This window comes from Duganella sp. Root1480D1, from assembly GCF_001427305.1.
In the GTDB taxonomy this organism is placed as follows: Bacteria; Pseudomonadota; Gammaproteobacteria; order Burkholderiales; family Burkholderiaceae_D; genus Rugamonas.
Genome location: NZ_LMFZ01000023.1, coordinates 410,379 through 427,078, shown reverse-complemented (window position 1 = coordinate 427,078; position 16,700 = coordinate 410,379). Strand labels below are relative to the sequence as shown.

General features: G+C 61.3%; 13 protein-coding genes. 4 read left to right on the top strand and 9 right to left on the bottom strand.

Features of this window, described 5'->3' with window-relative positions:
• Positions 1-14: 14 nt before the first annotated feature.
• The gene (locus ASD58_RS20035) at positions 15-2,402 is read left to right on the top strand and encodes a penicillin acylase family protein (RefSeq protein WP_057262966.1); all 2,388 of its coding nucleotides are present in this window, start codon (positions 15-17) and stop codon (positions 2,400-2,402) included.
• Here the strand turns inward: ASD58_RS20035 and ASD58_RS20030 are convergent.
• Positions 2,392-3,282 (bottom strand): dienelactone hydrolase family protein, encoded by an 891-nt coding sequence (locus ASD58_RS20030; RefSeq protein WP_057262965.1) that lies wholly within the window; start codon positions 3,280-3,282, stop codon positions 2,392-2,394. The genes ASD58_RS20035 and ASD58_RS20030 overlap by 11 nt on opposite strands.
• A 100-nt stretch (positions 3,283-3,382) precedes the next feature.
• On the opposite strand from ASD58_RS20030, the gene ASD58_RS20025 reads away from it, so the two are divergent.
• Positions 3,383-4,312, top strand: coding sequence for a sensor domain-containing diguanylate cyclase (locus ASD58_RS20025; protein WP_200951636.1), 930 nt, complete (start codon positions 3,383-3,385; stop codon positions 4,310-4,312).
• 142 nt (positions 4,313-4,454) lie between these two features.
• Here the strand turns inward: ASD58_RS20025 and ASD58_RS20020 are convergent, their stop codons facing one another.
• The 3 genes from ASD58_RS20020 to ASD58_RS20010 form a co-directional block, all read right to left on the bottom strand.
• The gene (locus ASD58_RS20020; protein ID WP_057262963.1) at positions 4,455-5,543 is read right to left on the bottom strand and encodes a T6SS immunity protein Tli4 family protein; all 1,089 of its coding nucleotides are present in this window, start codon (positions 5,541-5,543) and stop codon (positions 4,455-4,457) included.
• The gene (locus ASD58_RS20015) at positions 5,530-7,221 is read right to left on the bottom strand and encodes a triacylglycerol lipase (protein ID WP_057262962.1); all 1,692 of its coding nucleotides are present in this window, start codon (positions 7,219-7,221) and stop codon (positions 5,530-5,532) included. The genes ASD58_RS20020 and ASD58_RS20015 overlap by 14 nt, the downstream gene beginning before the upstream one ends.
• Before the next feature lie 318 nt (positions 7,222-7,539).
• Positions 7,540-8,706, bottom strand: coding sequence for an acyltransferase family protein (locus ASD58_RS20010; protein WP_156401380.1), 1,167 nt, complete (start codon positions 8,704-8,706; stop codon positions 7,540-7,542).
• Positions 8,707-8,884: 178 nt separating this feature from the next.
• On the opposite strand from ASD58_RS20010, the gene ASD58_RS20005 reads away from it, so the two are divergent.
• Positions 8,885-10,501: a sigma-70 family RNA polymerase sigma factor gene (locus ASD58_RS20005; protein ID WP_057262960.1), complete on the top strand. Its 1,617-nt coding sequence runs from the start codon at positions 8,885-8,887 to the stop codon at positions 10,499-10,501.
• On the opposite strand, the gene ASD58_RS30665 is transcribed toward ASD58_RS20005, so the two are convergent.
• Positions 10,448-11,470: a metallophosphoesterase gene (locus ASD58_RS30665; RefSeq protein ID WP_082565545.1), complete on the bottom strand. Its 1,023-nt coding sequence runs from the start codon at positions 11,468-11,470 to the stop codon at positions 10,448-10,450. The two genes, ASD58_RS20005 and ASD58_RS30665, sit on opposite strands and share 54 nt — an antisense overlap.
• 92 nt (positions 11,471-11,562) lie before the next feature.
• Between ASD58_RS30665 and ASD58_RS30660 the strand changes: the two genes are divergently transcribed.
• Positions 11,563-12,558: a LysR family transcriptional regulator gene (locus ASD58_RS30660; protein WP_162253039.1), complete on the top strand. Its 996-nt coding sequence runs from the start codon at positions 11,563-11,565 to the stop codon at positions 12,556-12,558.
• Here the strand turns inward: ASD58_RS30660 and ASD58_RS19990 are convergent.
• The 4 genes from ASD58_RS19990 to ASD58_RS19975 form a co-directional block, all read right to left on the bottom strand.
• Entirely contained in the window at positions 12,439-13,146 is a 708-nt protein-coding gene (locus ASD58_RS19990) for an SDR family oxidoreductase (RefSeq protein WP_057262957.1), read from the bottom strand. The two genes, ASD58_RS30660 and ASD58_RS19990, sit on opposite strands and share 120 nt — an antisense overlap.
• Before the next feature lie 77 nt (positions 13,147-13,223).
• Positions 13,224-13,958 (bottom strand): LytTR family DNA-binding domain-containing protein, encoded by a 735-nt coding sequence (locus ASD58_RS19985; RefSeq protein WP_057262956.1) that lies wholly within the window; start codon positions 13,956-13,958, stop codon positions 13,224-13,226.
• Positions 13,946-15,010, bottom strand: a complete 1,065-nt coding sequence (locus tag ASD58_RS19980) for a sensor histidine kinase (RefSeq protein ID WP_057262955.1) — start codon at positions 15,008-15,010, stop codon at positions 13,946-13,948. The genes ASD58_RS19985 and ASD58_RS19980 overlap by 13 nt, the downstream gene beginning before the upstream one ends.
• Entirely contained in the window at positions 15,007-16,653 is a 1,647-nt protein-coding gene (locus tag ASD58_RS19975) for a Na+/H+ antiporter (RefSeq protein WP_057262954.1), read from the bottom strand. The genes ASD58_RS19980 and ASD58_RS19975 overlap by 4 nt, the downstream gene beginning before the upstream one ends.
• Between the last annotated feature and the right edge of the window lie 47 nt (positions 16,654-16,700).

The window sequence follows — 16,700 nt, the reverse complement described above, 5'->3', positions numbered from 1 at the left end:
AATGGGGTTTGCCGATGGCGAAGTTATGGCTGAAACGTCTTGTCCTCGCAATATTGGTGCTGCTGCTGGTCCTGGTGCTGGGGCTCTGGTTCTTCTTGCGTGGCAGCCTGGCCCAGCTCGATGGCCGGCGCACTGCCGCCGGACTTGCCGGCAACGTGACGGTGACCCGCGACGACAAGGGCGTTCCTTCCATCTCCGGCGGCGACCGCAACGACGTGGCCTACGCGACCGGCTTCGTACATGCCCAGGACCGCTTCTTCCAGATGGACCTGCTGCGCCGCATGCCGGCCGGCGAACTGTCCGAACTGTTTGGCGACAAGGCGCTGGCGACGGACCGCATCAACCGCCTGCACCGCTTCCGTGCCCGCGCTACGCAGGCGATCGAGGCCATGCCGGCGCCCGACCGCCAACTGCTGGAGCGCTACACGGCAGGCGTCAACGATGGCTTGAATGCGCTTGGCAATCGTCCTTTCGAATATGGCCTGGTGGGCGCCGGCCCGCGCGCCTGGGCGCTGGAAGACTCCTTCCTGGTGGCCTGGGCAATGTATATCGACCTGCAAGTGACGGGCATCGGCCGCGAGTTGGCCCGTGGCTGGCTGAAGGAGCACGCCAACGCCGAGCAACTGGCTTTCCTGCTGCCGGCCAGCACCCAATGGGATGCGCCGCTGGATGCCGCCAGCCCGCCGCCGCCGGATGCGCCGATCCCGGCGCGCGCGCCGGACTGGTGGGGCAAGGGCGTGGCCCAGGAACCCGCCACGCTGGCCGCTGCGGCTTTCGTCGATGGCGTAGGCAGCAATAACTGGGCAGTGTCCGGCAAGCGCAGCAGCACCGGCGGTGCCATTGTGTCGGACGATATGCACCTGGGAATCAAGCTGGCCAACACCTGGTATCGACTGTTGCTGCAAGTGCCGGCACAACATGGCAGCACGCGCCGCGTCGTCGGCGTCAGCATTCCGGGTGTGCCGGCCGTGGTGGCGGGCAGCAATGGCAATGTGGCCTGGGGCTTCACCAACAGTTATGGCGACTACGTCGACCTGGTGGAAGTCGGTTCGGCCAAGGACCGCCCCGGCCAGGCCAAGCTGCCGGGCGGCTGGGAAACGCCGGTGGTACATGACGAGACCATCCTGGTCAAAGGCCAGCCGGCCGTCACCATGCAAGTGCGCGAGACCTCGCTGGGCCCGATCATGCAGTCCGGCGGCCGCGAATATGCGGTGCACTGGGTGGCGCACGATGTGAAAGCCGTCAACCTGGCGATCCGCCATATGGAAGAAGTGGACAGCGTCGCCGAAGCGCTGGCGCTGGCGCCGAAAGTCGGCATGCCGGCGCAAAACCTGGTGGCGGGCGACAGCAATGGCAATATCGGCTGGACCATTGTCGGCCCGCTGCCGCAGCGGCCTGCCACGCCGGTCGATTCCAGCTACCCGCTGTCGGCCAACGGCAGCACGCGCGGCTGGCAAGGCTTGCTGCCGGCCGCCGCCTATCCTTCGGTGCGCAATCCGGAGAATGGCCAGCTGGTGACAGCCAACAGCCGCCAGCTGTTGGGCGCAGACTCCGTCAAGCTGGGCGACGGCGGTTTCGATTTGGGCGCGCGCACCAGGCAGGCGCGCGATGCGCTGTCCGCCTTGGGCGACAAGACCGACGAGAAGGGCGTCTACAGTGTGACGCTGGACGACCGGGCACTGTTCATCGCCCAATGGCGCGAGCGCGCGCTGGCCGTGCTGGATGCCGAAGCGGTGAAAGGCAAGCCGCAGCGCACCGAGCTGGCGCGCCTGTTGAAAGACAACTGGAATGGCCATGCCAGCGTGGATTCGGTGTCCTACCGCGCCAGCCGTGCCTTTATGTGGTCGCTGTATGAGCTGCTGTATGGCGGCGCCAATATCGAGCTGGCCAAGTTGAACAAGGATGCCAATATGCGCGCCGCATCCAGCCGCTGGCCGGTGGTGCTGGGGCGCCTGCTGGACGAACAGCCGGGCGGCTGGCTGCCGCAGGGTTACGCAAACTGGAAGGCGCTGCAACTTGCCGCGCTGGACCGTACCATCGAACACCTGACGGCGGGCGGCAAGCCGCTGGCTTCCGCCACCTGGGGCGTGCGCAACACCGCCACGATTGCGCACCCGATAGCCGGCGCGATGCCGATGCTGAAGAAGTGGCTTAGCGTGCCACCCGACCAGCTTCCGGGCGACAGCAATATGCCGCGCGTGGCGGGGCCGGCGTTCGGCCAGTCCGAGCGCATGACGGTGTCGCCGGGGCGCGAGGAGCAGGGCCTGTTCAATATGCCGGGCGGCCAGAGCGGCCACCCCTTGTCGCCATTCTTCCTTGCCGGCCATGCCGATTGGGTAGCCGGCAAGGCCACGCCGCTGCTGCCCGGAGCAGCGGCATATACGCTGACGTTTACGAAGTAGCGAGGTGCTGGCGCAGGAAGTCCACCGTGCGCTGCCAGGCCAGCTTGGCAGCGGCTTCGTCGTAGCGCGGCGTGGTGTCGTTATTGAAGCCGTGCTCGACGCCGGGGTAGACGAAGTGCTCGTAGCGGGTACCGGCCGCCTTCAACGCCGCTTCGTAAGCTGGCCAGCCAGCCAGAATGCGGGCATCGTTGCCGGCGTCGTGGACCAGCAATGGGGCCTTGATCTTCGGCACATCGGCGGCTGGAGGCTGGGCGCCGTAGAAGGGAACTGCTGCTGCCAGCCCCGGCACCATGGTGGCCAGGTAGTTGGCCATGCCGCCGCCATAGCAGAAGCCCACCACGCCGACCTTGCCATTGGCCGCCGGATGCGCCTTGAGGATTTGCTCGGCAGCCAGGAAGTCGGCGCGGGTCTTGGCCTGGTCGAGCTTGGCAAACAGTTCGCGCGCCTTGTCTTCGTCGCCGGGATAGCCGCCCAGCGGGAACAGGGCATCCGGGGCAAAAACCAGGAAACCGTCCAGCGCCAGGCGCCGCGTGATGTCCTCGATATGCGGATTCAGGCCGCGGTTCTCATGCACCACCAGCACGGCAGGCAGCTTGCCCTTGGCTGCGGCCGGCTGCACCAGGTAGCCACGCAGCTTGCCGTAGCCTTGCGGCGACGGATATTCAAGGTAGCCGGCCTTGAGGCGCTTGTCGTCGGCCGCCACCAGCGGGGCGGCGAAGCTGGGCGCCAGGGTGGCCAGCAGGCTGGCGCCGGTAGCGCCGGCCACTGCATGGCGCGTGGCCGAGGCAATGAAATCGCGGCGGCTCAACTGGCCGTGCACATATTTGTCGAACAGCTCCAATACTTCCGGTTCAAAATCCTTGGCGGTCAGGCGGGTCATCTGTCGATCTCCAGGTAAATTAGCGCTGTCAAGTCTACTCCGACCGGTGCATAATGACATTTCGACTCCGAGCCGGAACCAGCTATTGATGAGGCAAGCAATGATGAACGATTTTGCGGCCGCTTCCAAGGCCACCATGCAATTCCTTCGGCAGCGCCTGGGCTTCAAATTGTGGATGGTCACTCGTACCGACGGGAAAGACTGGATCGTGCTGTTCGCCGACGACCATGGCTATGGCGTCAAGGCAGGCCAGGTTTATAGTTGGGCGGAAACCTTGTGTTCACGCATGGTGGAAGGCCAGGGGCCGCACATTGCGCCCGATGTGGCAAGCGAGCCGGCCTATGCACAGGCCCCGATCACCGACAAGATCACCGTAGGCGCCTATGTGGGCGTACCGCTGCGGCGGGCCGACGGCACCCTGTTCGGCACCCTGTGCGCCATCGATCCCGAGCCGCAACCGGAGCGCATCCGCGAAGACAAGGACATGGTGGTACTGATGGGCGAGCTGCTGGGCGGCTTGCTGGAAGCAGAACTGGCCAGCACCGAAGCGGCGCGCAAGGCTGAGCGGATGGACGTGGACATTACCCGCGATGAACTGACCGGCCTGTATAACCGTCGCGGCTGGGACATGCTGATGGTGCGCGAGGATGAGCGTTGCCGCCGTTATGGCCACCCGGCCTGCGTGGTGTCGATCGACCTGGATGACCTCAGGTTTTATAACGATACCCAGGGTTATGCCTCGGGCGATGCCTTGCTGATCCGTTGCAGCAAGGCCCTGAAGGAAGTCACGCGTGGTTCGGACGTGGTGGCGCGCATGGGCGGCGACGAGTTTGCGATGCTGATGGTCGAATGCGATTATTTCGACGCCCAGGCCATGCTGCTGCGGGTGCAGGAAACGCTGGCCGGCTACGACGTGCGGGCCTCGATCGGCATGGCGATGCGCAAGCCCGGCATCGACCTGGAGGAAGCCCTCGCGATTGCCGATGCCGAGATGTACCGCGCCAAGCGCTCACGCAAGGTGCTGAACTGATCCTTCCGTTGCGGCGGACATAGCGCGAAATTGCCGCCACTGGCCAAATTCCAGCGGAGCAGGCAGACATCATGGCCCAGATCGACTTGGAACGCTTGCATGGCATGGTTGACGTTGACTTTGACATCGGCACAGAAAGTCATCATTTTCTGGCATGTCCCCCTGACGTCGGCCTTGGCCTGAGGGACGAAGTTATCTTGTCCCACAAGTAAATTGCCTCGTCATCAGTAATGCTGGTTTGCATGCCGCCAACCTTGTTGTTCTTCACCCCGGTGTCGAGTTCAATATCCAAGGCCGGTACCATAGGATTTCCGGATTCCCCGTGGGAGAAATATGCAAACTCATGCGAATCGTGCACTTGGCCAATCGCTGGCTTCCTTGCCAGATATTCCGAGCCCGACCATTGACCGATTTTCCGCTCTCCACGGCGAAACACTTTCACTCGGTCATACCAACTTCCTGCCCCAGATCGTCTGGCATCTTTCTCCGCCTCATTGGCCCGAGCTTCCAGCGAGTCACCTTCAACCTTGAGGAACTTCTTAGTCATTTCGAGGGAAAGATGGACGTCTGGGTATTTGCGAAGCCTAACACCCAACGAAACAGCCTCGTAAATTGGCGTCCCCGGCTCGTTGATGAATGCTCCCTCAAGGCACACGCCCGGTACTGTCGGAACTTCGTCGTCGCGTCGAGGCTGTAAAAGAGGCGCAACGGCATTGAGCTGGGCGATTGACTCGCGGTAGTCGTCGCCATACGCCATTGTGCTCTGGACGTATAGACTATGCCCTACCATCTGGATGGATTCAATGGAGTAGAAGGAACCGATACCCTTGCTTGCACCGAAGACTATTCTTTGGTTATTAACGGCGCCGTTGATGACTTTTCCGAACATCGAATCAGGCTTTATCAATGGGCCGCGTGCACGAGGAAAATCGTTTAGTGTAATTTCCTTCAACCGCCCTGCGATAACTTCGTCAAAATCGCTTACCGCATTCGACCGCAGCTCAATGAGATAAGGCAATCTAGCGGGGCCGAAGATGACCTCAGATTCCGCTGGGACATCGAGTACGAATCTCCCAATACAAATGGTCTTTGTGGTTTCGAACAATTCGGTCATTCTATTGGTCGGCGAGGATTTCATCGCGTTTCCCTTCTTCTCAATGGAAAGCAAAGTCGAAATGGCGACCAACGAGGCTAAAAGCATCGAGCGACCAAGCGCTTTACTTGTCGTCATTTACCCACCACATCTTCCCGGCTATCTTTATAACGCAATACAGCGTGCTGTTCAGCGCGAGTTGATTCTTGTAGCTCTCCTGGTGCTCATAACCAGTCTGGCGAAATACGCCTTTCAAACCGCCTATTAATAGTTGATGTTCTGCCGAACGTAGAGGCACCGTCTGGTCGCCAGCACCGTGGGATGGACCAAGCTTTATCTTGGTATCGAGATGGCGACCCTCCAACGTTTCTCTAGCCTTGAGTCCACCCTGATCGTCGTCCTCCATGATCCTAAGCTCGCGCCAGCGCCGACCAACGTAATCACGACTAATTTCCCAAACGACGGACTCCCACGATGGTTGGCTCGGGTCAGCGCCGTAATGCCCATATGTGCGCGGGTGATAGAAGTCTCCAAGCAGCTCGTGGAAATCGCGCGCTTCATTAAGAAAACCGCATGCTCTTTTGAAGGTGGCGTCGGCTTGTTCGGCAGGGTTCAACCACTCTTCGCGCAATAGTCCGTACCAATGATCGCGTAGTTTGTAAATTTCTTCGTAGGGGTCACCGTGCTTCGGAAGTGAGTCAAACAATATTCCGTTATGGCGGATTTGCAGCCAGCCGTTTCCATATGCACTGCAAGGAAGAAGCTGAAGGCCCCCTGGCGAATTTCCTAACACCGCCGTTACTTCGCTGCCCTTGTTGCCGATGATTTTTGGAACTGGGTCAAGGCCCGCCTTCTTCTCCTCAAATCCGCATCGCATGCGCTTGTATGCGGCGGGAGCACCCACCGCCGGAAGCACCCCATGAACAACGCCAAGAATCTTGTCGCTCATATTGCCGATTTTTGGATGAGCCAACGCACGCGCAACCAGCCCTCCCATAGAGTGGGTGAGAATGATTACCTTCTCGCAAAGGAACCCGCACCGTTGATAGTCCTCAATAAGTTTCTCGATACGGGTACTTATAGTCTTGGCCGAATCGTAATTGGATTGGAGCCAGTTGTATCCCATCGCATGGACTGGGAGGTACTGTCCGTTAAGGGCTTTACGAATGTCTTCCTCCGACAGGGCTCGCAGCCTTGGCTCTGGATGCGCCTGCCATACAGTTGGATCGATTCCTGCCAATTCGCTCAAGTGACTCGAATCGTATTGACTATTTAGCCGTTCTTCGAGGGTTTCAAGCAATTGCCTGTAGCTAGAGAAGAATACTTCTCCCCATCCACGATGGCGGGCCCTTTCTTCAATAGATAAGCGATGACAGCCGTGAAGGGGGTCGCCTATCAATCGCGGTGACCCCGATTCGTAAGGCAGGGTAACGTCAATGTCCACTACTTTGCTGTTGCGTTGGTCGGAAGTCTCGTCGGCATTGCCAGTGGAGTTATGGTCAGGGTCGTAAGTATCAACTTCAGTAGTGGCTTGATCCAACAAACGCTGCCTTCTGCTTGGGCCGCTGCACAATAAGGAACCGACCTCTTTTACTTTATCCGGGCGCCAGACCGCGTTATTGGACAGTTTCAATTCTTTTTGTCGTTGGCTGCTTACCCGAAGATTCGATCCCATAATTCCGGGCAAAAATACCACTGGGATAATGCGCCTTGGCGGAACCCTCATCACTTGGGGAGTCTTGTCTTCTCGCGGCGTAGCGAACCCAGTGGCTTTAGTCCCGCTTAGGTTGAACTCGACTGAAAGTTGCGTCGCCATGATCTCACCCTTAGTCCATGCGGCTTATGCTCACGCACTTTTTCGATAGCATCGAACTCGCCGGCGGTAGCCAGCGCCGTCAGCAGGTGCTGCAATCTCCAAACGATGCAGATGTCTATCGTTGCACGTGTAACCTCTGCCGACGTTGATCTTCGGCAAAAGGCAGTCGACTTAAACTCGCTTCCCCTAAGTACTATCGCGGGCATTCGAGCATTTCGAAGCAAAGTTGAAACGCCGGTTATCGCTCTAGGTTGCCATCGATAGCCCTGTGCCGTGCGTTTAAGTTAAAAGACGTGACATGCAAGAGCTAGGGCACGGCTAGCAAATAATCGCTTTCGACTCTTGTTCCATTTTGAGCTGCGAACCGCTGCCGCTTAGACCGAACAGTGGCTGCAGCAGCGGCACGCGGCGCACGACTTCGAATACGCCAAAGCTGATGGCAAGCGTCAGCACCACGATCAGCGCGCCTTCCGTCACCGGCGGCAGGCTGGCCGCGCGGAAAGCCATGGCCAGGCAGACGATCAGGGTCTGGTGCAGGATATAGACCGGGAACACGGCTTGCGTCAGGTAGCGGCGCTTGGCGCTGTCGAAGTTCAGGTGGCGGTGGCCGAAACCGCACACGGCGGCGATGCCGCTCCACTGGCAAAGGGCGTACACGGTGCGCGCCAGCGGCAGCCAATCCTTAAACGTGTCGCCCGTTGCATAAAAGAAGATGATGGAAGCCCAGCTCGCGAGGAAGAAGCCCAGCGCGGCAAAGCGGACGCTTTCCAGGCGCTGCCAGAATTCGCCGCGGCGGGCCATGGCGGCTCCCAGCAGGAAATAAGGCAGGCTCATCGCGTGGTTATGCCAGTCGGACGTCAGGTTATGGGTGTGTGGCCAGTGAGGAAGCAGGAGGATGCGGCCGGCTGCCAGGAAGGCCGCCGGCAGCACGAACAGCTTCCAGCCAGGCAGGTGGCGCAGCATCCAGGCCCCCATGGCCTGGATGCGCAGGCTGCCGATGGCGGCCAGCAGCAGTGTGTAGATCCACAAATAGGGCAGGAACCAAAGGTGGTTCCAGGTCGGCAGGTCGAGGCAGCCATTACGGTCGCAGAAGCCGTGGTAGGCGCGCACGTAAAGCTGCATGAAGTCGATATAGCTGCCCTGGTAGGCGACGTCCGATACCACTTCAAAGTAGGATTGGGGCGGTACGATGAAAAACATACCGAAAATGAGCGGAACCAGCAGGCGTTTGCTGCGCTCCTTGGCCAGGCCCTTGCCGCCCAGCTTGTCGAGCAGGAAGGCGGCGGCCGCGCCGCCGATCAGGAATAGCAGGCACATGCGCCAGGGCGAAGACAGCAGCATCAGGGGCTCGATGGCGTCGCTGGGGTGGGGCGCTTTGACGTGCCAGTCCCAGGTCACGTAATACATGCCGGTGTGGTACAGCACGAGCAGGAAGAATGCGCCGATGCGCAGCCAGTCGAGGAAATACAGGCGTTGGTTTTGCATGATGGTTTGTCAAGCTGGGTTGGTAATGAATCCAGCTTACGGACACCGAACTTGCCAGGCCAGCAATAAGTGGCGAACAGCATTTGGCCGGGGCGAACGTATTTATTGACGCAGATTTCAACCAGTTGGCCAGCGCCGTGCAATATCACTGTATTGAGTGCCCCGATTGGAGATATTGATGAGTGCGTTGGCGTCCCCCAAGGAATTCCTCGAGTACGAGCCTCTGCTGTGGCGCGTGCTGAGCAAGCTGGTAAGAGATGGCTATCACATCCAGCCCCACGACGCGCGTGACCTGATCCATGACTTCTTCCTTGAATGGGATGCTCTCAACAGCCGCTTTGACGCGGCCAAGGGCGATTTCGCCCCCTACCTCGCCACCGCTTTTTACCGCTTTGGCCGACGCCGGCAGTTGAAACTGCACCGGCTGCGTTCGCGTGCCGTCGATATCGAAGAATGCCTCGACTTGGCCGCGGCCGACCCTTTGCCGCCGGAGGCAGCCGAAATGAAGCAGCAGATCGCCCAGCTCAAGGCGGCTATCGGGCAATTGCCCGTGGCCGAGCAGGCCCTGCTGGCTGATTTCCTGTCTGACTATGCGCCGGGCGAGCGCGAACTCGCAGAGAAACACCACCTCACGCGCTATCGCTTGCGCGACCAACTGGCTGCAACGGTGAGCCGGGTCGCGTTGCAATTGTTAGAGGCTCGGCCGCATTCGACCGATGCCGACATCGCTCACCGGGTTTGGGTAATGGACCAGACGCCACGCACCGTGGCCGCCGAACTCGGAATGTCAACCGAACAGGTGAACCAGGCCAAGGCACGCTTTGCGCAAGCACTGCTGAATTCAGTACGCCGTACCGGGCAGCCTGATCGCCAGGGGAGAAAAATCATGCCGGAACTCGATATACTCAGGAAAGCACTCAACGCATTTGACGATCGCGTCGCACTGGAGAACTTGCGCACGCATGCGCAGCAGATCCGCCTGGCGCTGGAACAGGAAGACTTGTTGCTCGATGACCGTGAATGCGCCGCACTGGCCGAACGTCCAGAATGGCTTGCAACCGTGTATGCAGCGTTGAGCAGCGGTGAATCGGCGAATGCCGAAATCGACGAACTCCAGCCCTCGGTTGCCGCCTTGCTCTATGCCGAGCAACAGGTGATCGCGGATGCCTGGTCCGCGTTGCTTGAGAAACTCGATGAAATGCGTCCACCGTCCGGGCAAGGCGAATGGGAGCTTGCGCTCATGGGCGGCGCCAAGCTGCCGCCTGACCTGCAGCCCCATTTGCGCGAGCATCACGCATCCTGCAGAAGTGGCGATCCTGCCGGCGAACGCCTGTTGAAATACGGCCTGACACCCGGCATGGTGTTCGAGGCTTTGCATGAAATGGAATTGCTGTTCAATCGCGCCCTGCGTCGCGCCGGAGACGGAGCGATAGCCCGCAAAAACGCGGACCCTGACATCGTCGTCAAGCAAAAAGGCAAGAGCGTAGCGATCAGCCGCGCCCTATTGAACGGAAGTGTTGCTGGCACGCTTGACCTGGAACTGGAGCAGGCGCCGGTGCTTGTGCGTAGCCTGTTTTGCATGCTGCAAGCTTCGCCTCTCCTGGTTGGCGGATATTATTATCTGGGCGCGAATACGTTTTCCAAATTGCCGCAAACGGCGCGCCCGGAAGGGTTTCTTAAGAAGGACGCACTGGTGCAGCGCTGGTGCGCCAACCAGCGCGACCTCGCACACGGGTCGACGTTATTGCAGCGTGAACTCGCGCGGGGGATGAGCGCTAGCGAAGCCCATTGCTGAACGATGGTAAGTCGTCGTAACCCAATCGAGCCGGCCATCCGTATCGAAGATTCGATGGAGCATCAGTGCATTCGGCTCGAGGTTGACGCTGTCAGGTTTGCGCAGCCTGACTCTCCATTTGCGGGGCACAGCGTCAAATTGTGTCGTTGAACCCGCCCCGCATTCCCAGCATTCCCTGGCGCCGGCATAGTGGCGCCGCACTGCGGTTTTGTGCGTGTGGCCGCACAGGATCACGGCAATTTCGTGCTGTTGCAGGAAGTGATCCAGGGCGTACTTTGTAGCGTGGGACATGGCCAGGCTGAAACCCGTCCATGTCCGTGCGTGGTGGATGATCATTACGCGGACTTCACGTATCTTGCGCGGTTCAAGCATGGCGTCAAGTAGTTGTAATTGCGAGCAGAAGCTTCCTCGCGCGTAGGAGCGCTGGATGGAATTGGGGCGCACGTCGGCATCCGAATCAAGTTCAATCAAGGTCAGCTCATGGCCGTGATTTCCTAGCGGGAGGCTGCGCGTGGCGGGCAGCGAGCGAATGAAGTAGTGGTAAAAGTTGGAAGGCGTTGCGCCAATCGGCACCGATATGCCAGCCCAGTGATCGTGATTCCCGGGAATTGTGATGACTTTTCCAGCGGCATGCAGGCCTACATAATCGCCGTTGGGTGGAAGGATGTCGATTTCGCTCTCGAAAAACCGGCGCGCCAGCGCAAGTTCATGTGCATCGCCGTTGCGACTCAGGTCGCCCGTGACCAGAATCTGGAATTTTTCGTCGCTCGCGCGCAAGTCCTCAACGAACTCGGCAAGGGCACGCAAGGCTGTGGCGTGGTGCCCGAGGAGTCCATCGAATATCGGAAAATTATCCAGCCCGAATTGTACCGCCGGGCTGATGGTGGCATCGCCTGTGTTTGGATCAAGGCTACCGATATGCAGGTCGGAGATGTGCAGCAAAGTTGCAAGCAGTTTTTGTTTTGGCATGATGGTCTCCCTGGTTAGTCCGCTATGGACAGGCAGACCTACCAAAAGTTCAAACGATTTTTTTTTGCGGGATCTCGGCGATAATGCGCAGCATGCAGCTCAAACATCTACGAACTTTCCTGGCGGTGGCGTCCACGCTCAGCTTCACCAAGGCTGGGCAGAAGGTCCATCTCGCGCAGTCCAGCGTGACCGAGCAGATCCAGGCGCTTGAAGCGGACTTGGGCGTGGCGCTGTTCGAACGCTCGCAGCGCAGGCTGGCGCTCACCGACGCGGGCGGAAAACTGGTCGAGTATGCCGAGTCCATGCTGGCGCTGGCAGCAGATGCCAAGGCTGCCGTGGCTGGCTGCGCGGCGTTGCGGGGCAAGCTGTCGCTTGGGGCGCTGGAAACCTTGTGTGCGCATTGGCTGGCGCCGATACTGGCCGGTTTCCAGGCCGAGCATCCCGGCCTGCAACTTGATTTGCAGGTGGCTGGCACTGGCGCGCTGCGCGAAGCAGTGAAGGATGGCTCGCTGGACCTGTGTTTTTCGTTCACGCAGCCGCCCCATGATAGCGGCCTGCACAGCGAATGCGTCGGTTCTGACGAACTGGTCCTGCTGGTGCCGGCCGGCCACCCACTTGGCGGGTTTGCCAGCGTTGGAGCAGAACATGTTGCGGCCGAACGCTTTCTGGTGACCGCGCAGGGATGTGCCTATCGTGCCATGTTTGACAGCGCTTTTTCTGCCGCCGGGCACCAGTTGCCGCAAGTGGCTGGCGAATACGGCAGCCTGGGCGCGATCGTGAGCATGGTCCGCGCCGGCTTCGGTTGTGCCTTGATGCCGCGCCTGGCGGTTGCTGGGCTGGACGCTGGAATCGCCGCATTGCCGTGGCAAGGAGGCGGTGGTCGCATTGGCATCCATATGAGCTGGCGGCCAAGGCAACTGCCGCTTGCCTTGCGCCAGTTCCAGGATACGCTCCGGCAGCGCGCAGCGCTACACGAGCCGGTGCCCGCCGTCGACGTGCAACACACTGCCGGTGGTGAAGCGGTTTCGCATGAGGAAGCAGATGGCGTCGGCTATGTCGTCCACATGGCCGACACGGCCAAGCGGTAGTTTCTTTGCCATGCCTTCCAGCATGCCGGCTTTGGCGTCACCAGCGACAAACTCCCAGATCGGCGAATCAACCCAGCCGGGTGATACGGCGTTGACGCGGAGCGGCGCCAGTTCTATCGCCAGGGCGTAGGTGAGCGAGTTGAGGCCGCCATTTATTGCGGCCACCACCGAGCCGCGCGCCGCTGGACGGCAGTAGGCGATGCCGGAAGTAAAGGTAATGCTGCCGGAGGCGGACAGGAAGGGGGCGCCATACTTGGCCAGCAGGAGCGGGCCTAGCAGCTTGGAATCCATCGCCTTGCGCATGACTGCGACGTCGGTGTCCGGCAATAGCTGGTAGGCGCCGCCAATGTCTGCAGCGGTGCAGGCGATGTGATCAAACCGGCCGCATTGCGCGAACAGGCTGGCGACCTGATCTTCTTGCGTGATGTCTGCCGCAACAGTCGTGAGCTGTGGCAGTTTCTCCTGGGCGTCTGCCAGCTTTTCCGTCGATCTGCCGACAATCGTCACCACGCAACCTTCGCGCAGCAGGCGCTCGGCAAGCGCCAATCCCATGCCGGAGCTGCCGCCGGCGATCAATACCCGTTCCATGATTTCCTCCTCGGTTGTGGACGGCGCCATTGTCGCGGCGCGCGGAGTGAAACGGAAACGGGAATTGGCGATGCCAGTTATCGGGATTGCCGATGGGCGAGGGCTTCCAGGATGGCGGCCTTGAAGTTGCGGCCGAGGGGAACCAGGGTACCGTTGTGCAGGACCAGTTGGCCCTCCTGGTCGATCTTGTCGACCAGGGAGAGCCGGACGGCTGCGCGGCGGTGGCAGCGAAGGAATTGGCTGCCCAGGCTCTCCAGCAGGTCGGTCAGGGTCTGACGCAGCAGGGGCGCGCCTTGCGGCGTGTGCAGTGCGACATAGTTGTCGGCGGTTTCGAGCCATTGGATGTCGGCCACTGCCACCACGCGGGTGCCGCCGCGCTCGCTGACCAGCAATTGTTGCAGCGGCAGGCCATGGGCTGCAAGGCCGCCTGGGGCGGGTTGCGCCTGGGCGGCGCGGCTGGCCAGGCGTTCGCGCAGCCGTTGCATGGCGCGCTGCAGGCGCGCGGCGTCGAAGGGCTTCAGCAGGTAGTCGATGGCGTTGGCATCGAAAGCCGGCACGGCGTATTCGTCGAAAGCGGTGGCGAACACCACCAGCGGTGCTGGCTGGGGCAGGGAGGCGGCTACTTCCAGGCCGCTGACTTCCGGCATCTGTACGTCGAGGAAGATGGCATCGGGGGCGAAGCTGGCGACTTTCTCCAGCGCTTCCACGCCATCGCGCGCTTCGTCGATTGCTGCCACGCCTGCCTCCTGCTCCAGCATGCGGCGCAGCTTGTCGCGTGCCGGGCGTTCGTCGTCAACGATCAGGACACGCATGGCAGCCTCATCTCCGCCCGTACTCCGGCCGGCTCAAGCTGCATCAGCCGGAACGTTGCCTGCGCGCCATGCAGCGCCTGCAGCCGTTCCCGCAAGTTGCGCACGCCGATACCTCCAGCGTCGCCCGTGCCGCCAATGTTGGCGTCGCCGGCACCTTCGGCCAGCCGTCCCGCATCGTCGCTGATTGCGAGCAGCAATACCCCGCCATCACGTTGCGCGCTGATGGCGATCTTCGTTACCCCGCGCCGCCGCTCGACGGTGTGCTTGAACACGTTTTCCAGCAAAGGCTGCATGCTCATCACGGGCACCAGGCAGTCGCCGCAGGCCGCATCAATCTGCCATTCGATCTGCACGCGATCGGCAAAGCGTTCTTCCATCAGCCTTGCGTAACCACGCAGCAGCCGCAATTCGGTCAATAGCGGCGCCTGCTGCTGGCCGCTGATATCCAGTGTCGCACGCAGCACGTCGGCCAACTGCACCAGCGTGGTATCCGCGCGTTCGACGTCGGTGTGCATCAGCGAAGAGATCGTGTTCAGTGCATTGAACAGGAAATGCGGCTGCATCTGCTGCGTAAGCTGGTGCAATTGGGCCGTGCGCAACTGGGCGTTGGCTTGCTCCGCCGCACGGTACGACAATACGCCAAAGGTAATCAGGGTGAAGATAATGATGAAGACCGAGATCTTCACGTTCTCGTACAGGAAAGTCTCGCCCCAGGGCTCGTGCCGGTATTCGGCGCCAAGCAGGGCATAGACGCCATGCCGGATGCCGAATGCCAGCGGCGTGAAAAGGATCCACCACACCGGTAGCCAAAGGGCCTGCCGCGCGAACCAGCGCGAAGGCGTTGCCAACAGGACGTCATGGCGGCGGGTACAAAGCCGCTGCAGCGCAAGCAGCAGGGAGGCCACTGCCATCGACGACGACTCCCACAGGATAGGCTGCCACAGCGGCCCGTGGTCGTCTTGGCGCAGGAAGTCCTGCACCGCGGTAGTCACCATCAAGGCCCAGAACAGCAGCCAGGCGCTAACCAGTGAAAGCGTGGCGCGCCGGTTCATTTCTTCTGGTGGCGTGCTTCGACGAGGTCAATCTCGCGCACCAGCTTGCGTGCCGTTTCGTCGGAAATGTGATGGTGGCGCGCCAGCTCGAAGATGGCCTGGCGTTCGGCCGCCATGGCCGCCAGGCGCAGCTCGCGCTCGGCGCGGTCCAGTTTGCGGAAGTGTTCCTTGTTCTGGTCTTCCGCCGACCAGGCCACGTTCAGGCGGTATTCATACAGCGCGATCACGCGCGCCGCGGCTTGCGGCAGCACGTCCGGATGGTGGGCGTCGGCCAGCGCCAGTTCGGCGCGCTCGATGGCGGCAATGGCGGCCGATGCTGCCTGGCGCCGCGCCATGTCTTCCTGCTGGCGCTCCGCCGGCTCCTCGGGGAAACGCATGCCGCCTAACAGGCGTGGCAAGCCGATGCTGGCGGCCAGCAGGGAAATCAGGATCACCGAGCTGGCAAGCAGGATGGTCAGGTCGCGTGCCGGGAACGGATCGCCGTTCGGCAGGAACAGCGGCAAGGTCAGCACGCCTGCCAGGGTGATCGCACCACGCGCACCCGCCAAGGCGGTCGCCAGCAACAGGCGCCAGTGCGGCTTGCCGCCTTGCGCCGCGGTGGCGCGGCGGCTGCGGCGATACAGAGTCACGCGCAGGGTCGCCCACACCCATACGAAGCGCAGTGCAATCAGGCCGAAGCTGATGGTGAAGGCATACAGCACCAGCCACCATGAGTTGATGTGGCCGCTTTGCTCCAGCGATTCGCTGGCGCCGCGCAGGATGTCGGGCAGCTGCTCGCCGAGCAGCACGAACATCACGCCGTTCAGCGTGAACTGCACCGTGTCCCACACGGCGGTACGCTGGATGCGGGTGGCGGCCAGCGCCTGGCCGCCCAGCTCCACATAACTCATGGTGATGCCGGCCGCCACGGCGGCCAGGATGCCCGAGGCGTGCAGGCGCTCTGCGACCAGGTAGGCGCCAAAGGGAATCAGCAGGCTGACCAGGATAGGCGAACCAGCCGGCTCGCCATAGCGCATGGTGAGCCGGCCTTGCAGCCAGGCGATGGCCAGGGTTACCGCCACGCCGGTGGCAATGCCGGCGGCCGCCAGCCAGACAAAGGTCAGCGATGCGGTGGTCAGCGAGAAGGTGCCGGTCAAGGCGGCAGCCACGGCGAAGCGGAAGCACACCAGGCCACTGGCATCGTTCAGCAAGGCTTCGCCTTCCAGAATGTGCATCAGGCGTTTCGGGATCGGCGCACGCGAAGCGATGGAGCCGACCGCAATCGGATCGGTTGGCGACAGGATGGCCGCCAGCGCGAACGCCACCGGCAATGGCATGGCGGGAATCATCCAGTGGATCAGGTAGCCGGCGCCAAGCACGGTGAAGATCACCAGGCCGAGCGCCAATTCCAGGATCACGACGCGGTCACGGAACAGGCCCGTGTTGGGGATGCGCCAGCCATCGAGGAACAGCAGCGGCGGGATGAACAGAAGGAAGAACATTTCCGGGTCGAGCTGGATGCCATGGCCGGACCACGCGGCAATGCCGGCGCCAAGGCCGATCTGCACCAGGGGGAGGGGAATGCCGGCCGGCAGCATCCGCTTCATGTAGGCGCTGGCGATGACGGCCAGCAGCATTGCCAAAACTATCTCGATAGAATCCATGCGGCCATTATAGGAGGATGATAAACGAAAAAGAACTTGTCACTCAG

What these genes read in the sequence shown, in the direction of transcription:
- ASD58_RS30660 (WP_162253039.1), top strand. Translation starts at nt 11,563, where the DNA reads ATGCAGCTCAAACATCTACGAACTTTCCTGGCGGTGGCGTCCACGCTC.
- ASD58_RS20035 (WP_057262966.1), top strand. Translation starts at nt 15, where the DNA reads ATGGCGAAGTTATGGCTGAAACGTCTTGTCCTCGCAATATTGGTGCTG.
- ASD58_RS19980 (WP_057262955.1), bottom strand. Translation starts at nt 15,010, where the DNA reads ATGAACCGGCGCGCCACGCTTTCACTGGTTAGCGCCTGGCTGCTGTTC.
- ASD58_RS20025 (WP_200951636.1), top strand. Translation starts at nt 3,383, where the DNA reads ATGATGAACGATTTTGCGGCCGCTTCCAAGGCCACCATGCAATTCCTT.
- ASD58_RS30665 (WP_082565545.1), bottom strand. Translation starts at nt 11,470, where the DNA reads ATGCCAAAACAAAAACTGCTTGCAACTTTGCTGCACATCTCCGACCTG.
- ASD58_RS20005 (WP_057262960.1), top strand. Translation starts at nt 8,885, where the DNA reads ATGAGTGCGTTGGCGTCCCCCAAGGAATTCCTCGAGTACGAGCCTCTG.
- ASD58_RS20030 (WP_057262965.1), bottom strand. Translation starts at nt 3,282, where the DNA reads ATGACCCGCCTGACCGCCAAGGATTTTGAACCGGAAGTATTGGAGCTG.
- ASD58_RS19985 (WP_057262956.1), bottom strand. Translation starts at nt 13,958, where the DNA reads ATGCGTGTCCTGATCGTTGACGACGAACGCCCGGCACGCGACAAGCTG.
- ASD58_RS20010 (WP_156401380.1), bottom strand. Translation starts at nt 8,706, where the DNA reads ATGCAAAACCAACGCCTGTATTTCCTCGACTGGCTGCGCATCGGCGCA.
- ASD58_RS20020 (WP_057262963.1), bottom strand. Translation starts at nt 5,543, where the DNA reads ATGACGACAAGTAAAGCGCTTGGTCGCTCGATGCTTTTAGCCTCGTTG.
- ASD58_RS19990 (WP_057262957.1), bottom strand. Translation starts at nt 13,146, where the DNA reads ATGGAACGGGTATTGATCGCCGGCGGCAGCTCCGGCATGGGATTGGCG.
- ASD58_RS20015 (WP_057262962.1), bottom strand. Translation starts at nt 7,221, where the DNA reads ATGGCGACGCAACTTTCAGTCGAGTTCAACCTAAGCGGGACTAAAGCC.
- ASD58_RS19975 (WP_057262954.1), bottom strand. Translation starts at nt 16,653, where the DNA reads ATGGATTCTATCGAGATAGTTTTGGCAATGCTGCTGGCCGTCATCGCC.